Consider the following 12,133-nt stretch of genomic DNA (forward strand, 5'->3'; position numbering starts at 1 on the left):
CTGGCGCTGTCGGGCGCGCTCAACGGCCTGGGTGGCTCGCTCGGTGCGTCGCTGAGCGCGGCGCTCAACGGGTTCGGCGCGTCGCTGAACGCGGCGCTGAGTGGCAGCCTGAACCTGGGCGCCAACCTCAACGGGCTGATCCAGACCGGTGAGAACCTGGCCGCGAACATTGCGGCCGGCATCAACGGGGCGATCCAGACCGGCGAAACCCTGGCGGCCAACTTCCTCGCATCGCTGCCGGCGCTGAACATTCCGAACCTGATGCTGTCGATCAACGCCGCCCTGTCGGCGAGCCTGGCCGCGGGCCTGGGGCAGGCCGGTGCCGCCCTGGCGGCCGGCTTGAGCGGCGGCCTGCTCGGGCTGGCTCACGCCGGCGAAGCCCTGGGTGGCAGCCTGGCGGCGGGCCTGTCTGGGTTGGTCGGCACGGGCAACGCGGTGGCGATGATCTGGGAGAACACCGCGGCCCAGGTCGGCGGCGCGCTCTTCGGCGGCTTCGCGTCGACCCTGGGCGTGGGTGCTCCCGGCCTGCTGGGGCTCGGCACGGATCTGGCGACCGGCCTGTCCGGCGCGGCCTCCGCGCTGGAACAGACCGGCGGGTCGCTCGTCATCGCGCTGAACACCGCCCTGACCGACCTGGAGCTCTCGCTGCAGGCCGCCCTGGATGCCAGCTTCAGTTTCGCCGCATAGCCCGGTGGCGCCCAGGAGAGTCGTGTAGGCCTCGCCATTTCCGAAGCGAAGCGAAGGCCTTGCCCGAACGCGACCTCCTGGGCGCACACCGCCCCGCAACCGGCTCGCGGAATGGATTTGCAAAGGACTGCATAACCATGCAGAATCGTCGAGATGGCCGACGTGTTGAGGGTGGCGGTTGCCGGCGCCACCGGTTATGCAGGCGGGGAAATCCTACGGCTCCTGCTCGGGCACCCGGGCTACGCCGACGGCCGCCTCACGATCGGTGCTCTGACCGCGGCGGCGAGCGCAGGCAGCGCGCTGGGTGAGCACCATCCGCATCTGACTCCGTTGGCCCAGCGCGTGGTCGAGCCGACCGACGAAGGCGTCCTGAAAGACCACGACGTGGTGTTCCTGGCCCTGCCGCACGGTAATTCGGCCGCGCTGGCCGAACGCCTCGGCCCGCAAACCCTGATTATCGACTGCGGCGCCGACTTCCGCCTCACCGACGCCGCCGCCTGGGAGCGGTTCTACGGAACAAGCCACGCCGGCAGCTGGCCGTACGGGCTGCCGGAGCTGCCCGGCGGACGCGAGCGGCTGTGCGGCGCGCGCCGCATCGCGGTTCCCGGCTGCTACCCGACGGCGGCGCTGCTCGGACTGGCGCCCGCGATGGCCGAGGACCTCATCGAGCCGGCGGTCACGGTCGTCGCCGTCAGCGGCACCTCGGGGGCCGGCCGGGCCGCCAAGACCGACCTGCTCGGCTCGGAGGTCATCGGGTCGGCGCGGGCCTACAACATCGCCGGCGCGCACCGGCACACCCCCGAAATCGCCCAGGGACTCGGGGCCGTCACCGACCGCGACGTCACCGTGTCGTTCACTCCGGTGCTGATCCCGACCTCCCGCGGCATCCTGGCCACCTGCACCGCGCGCACCCGAGCGCCGCTCTCGCAGCTGCGGGCCGCCTATGAAAAGGCCTACGATGGGGAGCCTTTCATCTACCTGATGCCCGACGGGCAGCTGCCCCGCACCGGGTCGGTGATCGGCAGCAACGCCGCGCACATCGCGGTGGCGGTGGACGAGGCCGCGGAGACGTTCGTGGCGATCGCCGCGATCGACAACCTGGTCAAGGGTACCGGCGGCGCCGCCGTGCAGTCGATGAACCTGGCGCTGGGTTGGCCTGAGACCGAAGGCCTTTCGGTGGTGGGGGTGGCGCCGTGACCGGCCTCGCCGCCGCCGCGCGGTTGCTGCGCGAACAGGGTGTCACCGCCCCGGCCGGGTTCCGGGCGGCCGGAATCGCCGCGGGTATCAAGGCATCCGGGGCCCGCGACCTCGCGCTGGTCTTCAACGAAGGGCCCGACTACTCGGCCGCCGGTGTGTTCACCCGCAACAAGGTCAAGGCCGCGCCCGTGCTGTGGAGCCAGCAGGTGCTGAACGCCGGGGCGCTGCGCGCCGTCATCCTGAACTCCGGTGGCGCCAACGCCTGCACCGGTCCCGGGGGCTTCCAGGACAGCCACGCCACGGCGGAAGCGGTCGCGGCGGCACTGTCGGACTGGGGCACCGAGACCGGCGCTATCGAGGTGGCCGTCTGCTCCACCGGGCTGATCGGCGACCGGCTGCCGATGGACAAGGTGCTCGCCGGGGTGCGCGAGATCGTGCACGAGATGGCCGGCGGGCTGACCGGCGGCGAAGACGCCGCCCAGGCCATCATGACCACCGACACCGTGCCCAAACAGATTGCGCTGCACCACCCCAACAACTGGACGGTCGGCGGGATGGCCAAGGGCGCGGGCATGCTGGCCCCGTCATTGGCCACCATGCTGTGCGTGCTCACCACCGACGCTGCCGTCTCGCCGGACGCGCTCGACGCGGCGCTGCGCCGCGCCACCGCCCGCACCTTCGACCGGCTCGACATCGACGGGTGCTGCTCGACCAACGACACCGTGCTGCTGCTGGCCTCGGGCGCCAGCGAGATCACCCCGTCCCAGGCCGACCTCGACGACGCGGTGCTGCGGGTCTGCGATGACCTGTGCGTCCAGTTGCAGGCTGACGCCGAGGGCGTCACCAAGCGCGTCACCGTCACCGTGACCGGGGCCGCCTCCGAGGACGATGCGCTGACCGCCGCCCGGGCGATCGCCCGCGACAGCCTGGTCAAGACGGCGGTGTTCGGCTCGGATCCCAACTGGGGCCGGGTGCTCGCGGCCGTGGGCATGGCGCCGATCGCCCTGGATCCGGAACGAATCCGGGTGTCGTTCAACGGGTTCGCGGTGTGCATCGACGGGGTCGGCGCGCCCGGCGCGCGCGCGGTGGACCTTTCGGGCGCCGATATCGACATCACCGTCGACCTGCGCGTCGGCGACGGGCGGGCCGCCGTCCGGACCACGGACCTCTCGCACGGCTACGTCGAAGAGAACTCGGCCTACAGCTCATGACCCTGAATGTCGACGCGCTACCCACCGAGGTCAAAGCGCAGGTGCTGGCCGAAGCCCTGCCGTGGCTCAAGCAGTTGCACGGCAAGGTCGTCGTCATCAAGTACGGCGGCAACGCCATGACCGACGACGCGCTGCGCCACGCCTTCGCGGCCGACATGGCGTTCCTGCGCAACTGCGGCATCCATCCCGTCGTCGTGCACGGCGGCGGACCCCAGATCACCGCCATGCTGCGCAGGCTCGGCATCGAAGGCGACTTCAAGGGCGGATTCCGGGTCACCACACCCGAAGTGCTCGACGTGGCGCGGATGGTGTTGTTCGGCCAGGTAGGCCGCGAACTGGTCAACCTGATCAACGCGCACGGACCCTACGCCGTCGGCATCACCGGTGAGGACGCGCAACTGTTCACCGCGGTGCGGCGCAGCGTCACGGTCGACGGCGTGGCCACCGACATCGGGCTGGTGGGCGACGTCGACCTGGTCAACACCGCCGCGGTGCTGGATCTGATTGCGGCGCGGCGCATTCCGGTGGTCTCGACCCTGGCCCCCGACGCCGAGGGCGTGGTCCACAACATCAACGCCGACACCGCCGCGGCGGCGCTGGCCGAAGCCCTGGGAGCCGAAAAGCTGTTGATGCTCACCGATGTCGAAGGCCTGTACACCAGCTGGCCGGACCGCGCGTCGCTGGTCAGCGAAATCGATACCGTGGCACTGGCGCGGCTGCTGCCCACGCTGGAAACCGGCATGATCCCCAAGGTCGAGGCGTGCCTTCGGGCCGTCACCGGGGGTGTGCCCAGCGCGCACGTCATCGACGGCCGGGTCGAACACTGCGTGCTGGTTGAGCTTTTCACCGATGCGGGCACCGGAACAAAGGTGGTGAGCGCGTGAGCCACACCGACACTTTGAAGCAACGGTGGGACGCCGTGATGATGCACAACTACGGCACCCCGCCGGTGGCGCTCGCCAGCGGTGACGGCGCCGTCGTCACCGACGTGGACGGCAAGACCTACGTGGATCTGCTCGGCGGCATCGCCGTCAACGTCCTCGGCCATCGCCACCCGGCCGTCATCGAGGCCGTCACGCACCAGATGGCCACGCTGGGGCACACCTCCAACCTCTACGCCACCGAACCGGGCATCGCGCTGGCCGAGGAACTGGTCGCGCTGTTGGGGGCCGACTCGCCGGCGCGGGTGTTCTTCTGCAATTCCGGCACCGAGGCCAACGAGGTGGCGTTCAAGATGTCGCGGCTCACCGGTCGAACGAAACTGGTTGCCGCGCAAGAGGCCTTCCACGGCCGCACGATGGGATCCCTGGCGCTGACGGGCCAGCCGAGCAAGCAGGCGCCGTTCGAGCCGCTGCCGGGATACGTCACACATGTGCCGTACGGCGACACCGACGCGCTGTCCGCCGCCGTCGGCGACGACACCGCCGCGGTGATCCTCGAGCCGATCATGGGGGAGAGCGGCGTCGTCGTGCCACCCGAGGGCTACCTGGCCGCCGCGCGGGACATCACCGCCCGGCACGGCGCCCTGCTGGTCCTCGACGAGGTGCAGACCGGGATGGGCCGCACCGGAGCGTTTTTCGCCCACCAGCACGACGGCATCACCCCCGACATCGTCACCATGGCCAAGGGGCTCGGCGGCGGGCTGCCGATCGGGGCGTGCCTGGCCGTGGGGCCGGCCGCCGAACTGCTCACCCCCGGCCTGCACGGCAGCACCTTCGGCGGCAACCCGATCTGCACCGCGGCGGCGCTGGCGGTGCTGCGGGTGATCGCCGCGGAGGACCTCGTCCGGCACGCGGAGGTGCTGGGCAAGTCCGTGCGCCACGGCATCGAGCGGATCGGGCACCCGCTGATCGACCACGTGCGCGGACGCGGATTGCTTTGGGGCATCGTGCTTTCGGCGCCGGCGGCGAAGGATGCCGAGGCGGCGGCGCGCGAGGCCGGCTTCCTGGTCAACGCGGCGGCCCCCGACGTCATCCGGCTGGCGCCGCCGCTGATCATCACCGAGGCCCAGATCGACGGCTTCATCGCCGCGCTGCCCGGCATCCTGGACGGGGCCGCAGCGTGACCCGGCACTTCCTGCGTGACGATGACCTGTCACCGGCGGAACAGGCCGAAGTGCTCGAGCTGGCCGCCGAGCTGAAGAAGGACCCCTTCGCCCGCCGCCCCCTGGAGGGGCCGCGCGGGGTGGCGGTCATCTTCGACAAGAACTCCACCCGCACCCGGTTCTCGTTCGAGGTGGGCATTGCCCAGCTCGGCGGGCACGCCGTCGTCGTCGACGCCCGCAGCACCCAGATGGGCCGCGACGAGACACTAAGCGACACCGCAAAGGTGTTGTCCCGCTACGTCGAAGCCATCGTCTGGCGGACCTTCGGGCAGGACCGGCTCGAGGCGATGGCCGCCAGCGCGACGGTGCCCGTGGTGAACGCGCTCTCCGACGACTTCCACCCCTGCCAGGTCCTGGCCGACCTGCAGACCATCGCCGAACGCAAGGGGTCGCTGAAGGGGTTGCGGCTGTCCTACTTCGGTGACGGCGCCAACAACATGGCGCACTCGCTGATCCTGGGCGGGGTGACCGCCGGCATCCACGTCACCGTCGCCGCCCCCGACGGCTTCGCGCCCGCCCCGGCGCTGCTGGCCGCCGCCGAACGGCGCGCCGAGGCCACCGGCGCGTCGATCACCGTTACCACCGACCCCGACGCCGCGGCCAAGGGCGCCGACGTCGTCGTCACCGACACCTGGACGTCGATGGGGCAGGAGAACGACGGGCTGGACCGGGTCGGGCCGTTTCGGCCGTTTCAGCTCAACGCGCGGCTTGTCGGGCTGGCCGACCCGGAAGCTGTTGTGCTGCACTGCCTCCCGGCCCACCGCGGCGAGGAGATCACCGACGAGGTGATGGACGGGCCGGCCAGCGCGGTGTGGGACGAGGCCGAAAACCGGCTGCACGCCCAAAAGGCGCTGCTGGCGTGGCTGCTGGAGCGATCCCGATGACCCGATCGAAGGCCACCGCCGAGACCACCACCCGCGCCGGGCGGCAGGCACGCATCGTGGCGATCCTGTCGTCGGAGTCGATCAGCAGCCAAAGCGAACTGGCGGCCCGGCTGGCCGGCGAGGGCATCGACGTCACCCAGGCCACGCTGTCGCGCGATCTCGAAGAGCTGGGCGCGGTGAAGCTGCGCGGCGCCGACGGCGGCGTCGGCGTCTACATCGTTCCCGAGGACGGCAGCCCGGTGCGTGGGGTATCCGGCGGCACCGACCGGATGTCGCGCTTGCTCGGCGAGTTGCTGGTGTCGACCGACGCCAGCGGCAACCTCGCGGTGCTGCGCACCCCTCCGGGCGCGGCCCACTATCTGGCCAGCGCGATCGACCGCGCGGCCCTACCGTACGTGGTCGGCACCATTGCCGGCGATGACACCATCCTGGTGGTTGCCCGCGAGCCGATGACCGGCGCGGAACTCGCCACGATGCTCGAGCAGATCAAGTAAGGAGACAGATCAATGTCAGAACGCGTCATCCTGGCGTATTCCGGCGGGCTGGACACCTCGGTGGCGATCAGCTGGATCGGCAAGGAGACCGGCCGCGAGGTGGTCGCGGTCGCGATCGACCTCGGCCAGGGCGGCGAGGACATGGAGGTGGTCCGCCAGCGGGCTCTGGACTGCGGCGCCGTGGAGGCCGTCGTCGTCGACGCCCGCGACGAGTTCGCCGAGGGCTACTGCCTGCCGACCGTGCTCAACAACGCGCTGTACATGGACCGCTACCCCCTGGTGTCGGCGATCAGCCGGCCACTGATCGTCAAGCACCTGGTCGCGGCCGCCCGCGAGCACGGCGGCAGTATCGTCGCGCACGGGTGCACCGGCAAGGGCAACGACCAAGTCCGGTTCGAGGTCGGATTCGGTTCGCTGGCACCGGATTTGGAGGTACTGGCGCCGGTCCGCGACTACGCCTGGACGCGGGAGAAGGCGATCGCGTTCGCCGAGGAGAACGCCATCCCGATCAACGTCACCAAGCGCTCCCCGTTCTCGATCGACCAGAACGTGTGGGGCCGTGCGGTGGAAACCGGCTTCCTGGAACACCTTTGGAACGCGCCCACCAAGGACGTCTACTCCTACACCGAAGACCCGACGCTGAACTGGAGCACGCCCGACGAGGTGATCGTCGGCTTCGAACGCGGGGTGCCGGTGTCCATCGACGGCAACCGGGTGTCGATGTTGCAGGCCATCGAGGAACTCAACCGGCGGGCCGGGTCTCAGGGGGTGGGCCGCCTCGATGTCGTCGAGGACCGGCTGGTGGGGATCAAGAGCCGCGAGATCTACGAGGCGCCGGGCGCGATGGTGCTGATCACCGCGCACACCGAACTCGAACACGTCACGCTGGAGCGCGAGCTGGGCCGGTTCAAGCGCCACACCGACCAGCGCTGGGCCGAGCTGGTGTACGACGGGCTGTGGTACTCGCCGCTGAAGGACGCGCTGGAGAGCTTCGTCGCCAAGACCCAGGAGCACGTGACCGGCGAGGTGCGAATGGTGTTGCACGGCGGGCACATCGCGGTCAACGGCCGGCGCAGCGCCGAGTCGCTGTACGACTTCAACCTGGCCACCTACGACGAGGGCGACAGCTTCGACCAGTCCGCCGCGAAGGGCTTCGTCTACGTGCACGGGTTGTCCTCGAAGATCGCGTCCCGCCGGGACCGGGCCACGTGACCGCGAGCGACCGTGTCTGCACGACGACACGCCGCAATGTGTGTACCTATGCGGTCGCTCGCGCAGCAGTGAGGGCCACGTGAGCACTCGCGAGGGGTCGCTGTGGGGCGGGCGGTTCGCCGACGGGCCGTCCGACGCGCTGGCCGCGCTGAGCAAGTCGACGCATTTCGACTGGGTGCTGGCGCCCTACGACATCATCGCGTCGCGCGCGCACACGGTGATTCTGTTCCGCGCGGGGCTGCTCGACGAGGAGCAGCGCGACGGGCTGTTGGCCGGCCTGGACAGCCTCGCCGAGGATGTGGCCGACGGCAGCTTCGCGCCGCTGGTGACCGACGAGGACGTGCACGCCGCCCTGGAGCGCGGGCTGATCGACCGGGTCGGGCCCGACCTGGGCGGCCGGTTGCGCGCCGGGCGGTCGCGAAATGACCAGGTGGCCACGCTCTTTCGGATGTGGCTGCGTGACGCGGCCCGACGGGTCGCGGCCGAAACGCTTGAAGTCGTCGCCGCGCTGGCCGCCCAGGCCGCCGCGCACCCGAGCGCCATCATGCCCGGCAAGACCCACCTGCAGTCCGCCCAACCGATCCTGCTGGCACACCATCTGCTCGCGCACGCCCAGCCGCTGCTGCGCGACGTGGACCGGATCGTCGACTTCGACCGTCGCGCGGCGATCTCCCCATACGGCTCGGGCGCGCTGGCCGGGTCGTCGCTGGGCCTGGACCCGGACGCGATCGCCGCGGAGCTGGGCTTCGCCGCCGCCGCCGACAACTCCGTCGACGCGACCGCGGCCCGCGACTTCGCCGCCGAGGCCGCGTTCGTCTTCGCCATGATCGCCGTCGACCTGTCCCGGCTGGCCGAGGACATCATCATCTGGAGCTCGACGGAATTCGGCTACGTCACCCTGCACGATTCGTGGTCGACCGGCAGCTCGATCATGCCGCAGAAGAAGAACCCCGACATCGCGGAGCTGGCCCGCGGTAAGGCGGGACGGCTGATCGGAAACGTGGCCGGGCTGCTGGCCACGCTGAAGGCGCAGCCGCTGGCCTACAACCGGGACCTCCAGGAGGACAAGGAGCCGGTGTTCGATGCCGTGGCCCAGCTGGAGCTGCTGCTGCCCGCGATGGCCGGGCTGGTGGCCAGCCTGACGTTCGACGTCGAGCGGATGGCGGCCCTGGCGCCGGCCGGCTACACGCTTGCCACCGATATCGCGGAGTGGCTGGTCCGGCAGGGCGTCCCCTTCCGATCCGCGCACGAGGCGGCCGGGGCGGCCGTGCGGACCGCCGAGGGACGCGGCGTCGGGCTCGACGAGCTGACCGACGACGAACTGGCCGCCATCAGCCCGGAGCTGACGCCGGAGGTCCGCGACGTGCTGACCGTCGAGGGCTCGGTGGCCTCGCGGGACTCCAGGGGCGGCACCGCGCCCACCCGGGTCGCCGAGCAGCTCGACGCCGTGCTGGCCAGGTGCGCCGAGCTCAAGGACCGCCTAAGGGCGAAGCCATAGCCGCGAATCGTCGAACGGAGGTGGTCGGGAATCGGACCGTTGAATACAAATGCCATCGGCTTGTTTGCCCGGCAATACCGCCGATCGGCTCGCAATGCTGATAAATCTCTTTCGCGTCGAATGGCGGCGGTGCGTAGTTTTTCCCGTTGCGGTTTGATGAGTCTGCGTTGTTGTTCCCGGGCCCCGATGGGGGCGGCGCCAGGCCGCCGCTATATTGACGCAGCGGCAAATTATTGCGGCGCGGAATGCATTGGGACTTTCACCGAGTCACTCCGCCGGCGTTGCGCCTCCGCGCCGCGCGCGCGGCGTCGACGGCCACCCGATGTCGGCTCGTCTCCCACCGCCCCAGCTAACGCCGCAGGTCCGCGCCCTGTTTCTGCCTAACTTATGAAACCCGGCTAAGCTTTCAGCTCGAAAAGCGATCTGGCTGAACCTATCGGCCTAGTTACACGTCTCCAAAAGGGTGGGACCAATGAGCGTCATCGCAGGTGTCTTCGGCGCCCTGCCGCCTCACCGCTATTCGCAGCGGGAGTTGACCGAGTTCTTTATCAGCATCCCGGAGTTCGCCGAATACGAGGACCTCGTTCGCCAGCTGCACGCCAGCTCCAAAGTCAACGGCCGCCACCTGGTTTTGCCGCTGGAGAAATACCCGACGCTGACAGACTTCAGCGTCGCCAACCGGGTGTTCATCGAACACGCGGTGGATCTCGGCTGCGAGGCGCTGTCGGGCGCGCTGGAAGAGGCGGGGCTGCAGCCGCAGGACCTCGACGTGCTGATCACCACGACGGTCACCGGCATCGCGGTGCCGTCGCTGGACGCCCGCATCGCGGGGCGGCTCGGCCTGCGACCCGACGTGCGGCGGGTGCCGCTCTTCGGCCTGGGTTGCGTGGCCGGCGCCGCGGGGGTCGCCCGCATGAACGACTACCTGCGCGGAGCGCCGGACGGCGTCGCCGCCCTGGTGTCGGTGGAGCTGTGCTCGATGACCTACCCGGGCTACAAGCCGACGGTGGCCGGCCTGGTCGGCAGCGCACTATTCGCCGACGGGGCGGGCTCGGTGGTGGCCGTCGGGGAGCGCCGCGCCGAGCAGATCGGCGCCGCGGGTCCCGACATCATCGACTCGCGCAGCCACCTCTACCCCGACTCGCTGCGCACGATGGGCTACGACGTCGGCGCCACCGGGTTCGAGCTGGTCCTGTCGAAGGACGTGGCCGGCGTCGTGGAGCAGTACCTGTACGACGACGTCACCGGGTTCCTGGGTGCGCACGGACTGACCACGACGGACGTAGGCGCCTGGGTCAGCCATCCCGGCGGTCCCAAGGTCATCGAGGCGATCGTCAAGACCCTCGACCTGCCGCCGGAGGCCCTGGAGCTGACCTGGCGTTCGCTCGGCGAGATCGGCAACCTCTCGTCCGCGTCGGTGCTGCACGTGCTGCGCGACACCCTGGCCAAGCCGCCGCCCAGCGACAGCCCCGGGCTGATGATCGCGATGGGTCCCGGATTCTGTTCTGAGCTCGTGCTCCTGCGCTGGCATTGAGTCCACGAGTGGCGCGACCCCTGGCGCCCGCAGTTGACGAGATCCGCAGACGGCACGAGCGGCCGTTGAGAGAATATGGCGATGATCGTCGCGCGGCTTGGCGCCGATTGAGTAACCCGAGAGGCCGGGGCTCATGAACAGCACTCACGAAGAGCTCGTGAGGGCCCTGCGCGCGTCCCTGAAACAAAACGAGCAGCTCAAGCGCGAGAACCGCGAATACCTGGCCCAGGCGACCGAGCCGGTGGCGATCGTGGGCATGGGTTGCCGTTATCCGGGCGGGGTCGATTCGCCCGAGGGCCTGTGGGCGATGGTGGCCGAGGGCCGCGACGTGGTGTCGGACTTTCCCACCGACCGCGGCTGGGACCTGGCGGACCTGTTCGACGCGGACGCCGACGCGGTCGGGAAGTCGTATTCACGGCAGGGCGGGTTCCTTGCCGACGTGGCCGGTTTCGACGCCGCTTTCTTCGGGATCGCGCCGAGCGAGGCCCTGGCGATGGATCCGCAGCAGCGGTTGTTGCTCGAGATCTCCTGGGAGGCGCTCGAGCGGGCCGGGATCGACCCCCTGGGCTTGCGGGGTTCGTCGACCGGCGTGTTCGCCGGGGTCTTCCACGGTTCGTACGGCGGCGCGGGCCGGGTGCCAGGAGACCTGGAGCGCTACGGGATGCGTGGTACGACGCTGAGCATCGCGTCGGGCCGGGTGGCGTACGCGCTGGGGCTGGAGGGCCCGGCGGTGTCGGTGGACACCGCGTGCTCCTCGTCATTGGTGGCGATGCACCTGGCGGCGCGGTCACTGCGGTCGGGGGAGTGCGACCTCGCGCTGGCCGGCGGCGTGACGGTGATGGCCACCCCGGCGATGTTCGTCGACTTCAGCCGGCAGCGGGCGCTGTCGGTCGACGGCCGGTGCAAGGCGTACGCGGGCGCCGCCGACGGGACCGGGTTTTCCGAAGGCGCCGGCATGCTGGTGCTGGAGCGGCTGAGCGATGCGCGACGGCTCGGGCATCCGGTGTTGGCGGTGCTGCGGGGCTCGGCGGTCAACCAGGACGGCGCCTCCAATGGGCTGGCGACGCCGAACGGGCCGTCGCAGCAGCGGGTGATCCGTGCGGCGCTGGCCAGCGCGCGCCTCGAGGCGGCCGGCGTGGACGTCGTGGAGGGGCACGGCACCGGCACCATGCTCGGGGATCCGATTGAGGCCCAAGCGATCTTGGCGACCTACGGCCAGGGCCGCACCGAGCCGCTGTGGTTGGGGTCGATCAAGTCGAACATGGGTCACACGTCGGCGGGCGCCGGGGTGGCCGGGGTGATCAAGATGGTG

General features: G+C 70.4%; 9 protein-coding genes and 2 pseudogenes. All 11 read left to right on the plus strand.

Going from position 1 to position 12,133, the window contains the following annotated elements:
• A pseudogene (locus tag AC5Y5E_RS30220) lies at nucleotides 1-687 on the plus strand (hypothetical protein); the annotation flags it as partial.
• Nucleotides 688-824: 137 nt separating this feature from the next.
• Nucleotides 825-1,884 (plus strand): annotated as a pseudogene (gene argC, locus AC5Y5E_RS30225) (N-acetyl-gamma-glutamyl-phosphate reductase).
• A complete protein-coding gene (argJ, locus tag AC5Y5E_RS30230) occupies nucleotides 1,881-3,095 on the plus strand; it encodes a bifunctional glutamate N-acetyltransferase/amino-acid acetyltransferase ArgJ (RefSeq protein WP_499907681.1) in 1,215 nt (404 codons plus the stop codon). The pseudogene argC and the gene argJ overlap by 4 nt, the downstream one beginning before the upstream one ends.
• Nucleotides 3,092-3,979 carry an acetylglutamate kinase gene (gene argB / locus AC5Y5E_RS30235; RefSeq protein WP_499907683.1) on the plus strand — a complete coding sequence of 296 codons (888 nt, stop codon included), beginning with the start codon at nucleotides 3,092-3,094 and terminating at the stop codon, nucleotides 3,977-3,979. Before argJ ends, argB begins: the two co-directional genes overlap by 4 nt.
• Nucleotides 3,976-5,160 carry an acetylornithine transaminase gene (locus tag AC5Y5E_RS30240; protein ID WP_499907685.1) on the plus strand — a complete coding sequence of 395 codons (1,185 nt, stop codon included), beginning with the start codon at nucleotides 3,976-3,978 and terminating at the stop codon, nucleotides 5,158-5,160. The genes argB and AC5Y5E_RS30240 overlap by 4 nt, the downstream gene beginning before the upstream one ends.
• Nucleotides 5,157-6,083 carry an ornithine carbamoyltransferase gene (gene argF, locus AC5Y5E_RS30245; protein ID WP_499907687.1) on the plus strand — a complete coding sequence of 309 codons (927 nt, stop codon included), beginning with the start codon at nucleotides 5,157-5,159 and terminating at the stop codon, nucleotides 6,081-6,083. Before AC5Y5E_RS30240 ends, argF begins: the two co-directional genes overlap by 4 nt.
• Nucleotides 6,080-6,577 carry an arginine repressor gene (locus AC5Y5E_RS30250; RefSeq protein ID WP_499907689.1) on the plus strand — a complete coding sequence of 166 codons (498 nt, stop codon included), beginning with the start codon at nucleotides 6,080-6,082 and terminating at the stop codon, nucleotides 6,575-6,577. The genes argF and AC5Y5E_RS30250 overlap by 4 nt, the downstream gene beginning before the upstream one ends.
• 12 nt (nucleotides 6,578-6,589) lie before the next feature.
• Nucleotides 6,590-7,789, plus strand: coding sequence for an argininosuccinate synthase (locus AC5Y5E_RS30255; protein WP_499907691.1), 1,200 nt, complete (start codon nucleotides 6,590-6,592; stop codon nucleotides 7,787-7,789).
• A gap of 79 nt (nucleotides 7,790-7,868) precedes the next feature.
• On the plus strand, nucleotides 7,869-9,287 hold the full coding sequence (gene argH / locus AC5Y5E_RS30260) for an argininosuccinate lyase (protein ID WP_499907693.1): 1,419 nt from the start codon (nucleotides 7,869-7,871) through the stop codon (nucleotides 9,285-9,287).
• A gap of 472 nt (nucleotides 9,288-9,759) precedes the next feature.
• The gene (locus AC5Y5E_RS30265) at nucleotides 9,760-10,821 is read left to right on the plus strand and encodes a type III polyketide synthase (RefSeq protein WP_499907695.1); all 1,062 of its coding nucleotides are present in this window, start codon (nucleotides 9,760-9,762) and stop codon (nucleotides 10,819-10,821) included.
• A gap of 133 nt (nucleotides 10,822-10,954) precedes the next feature.
• Nucleotides 10,955-12,133 (plus strand): beta-ketoacyl synthase N-terminal-like domain-containing protein (locus AC5Y5E_RS30270; protein WP_499907697.1); only part of this gene is annotated, 1,179 nt, incomplete at its 3' end.

The sequence above is a fragment of the Mycobacterium sp. NGS54 genome, from assembly GCF_059812465.1.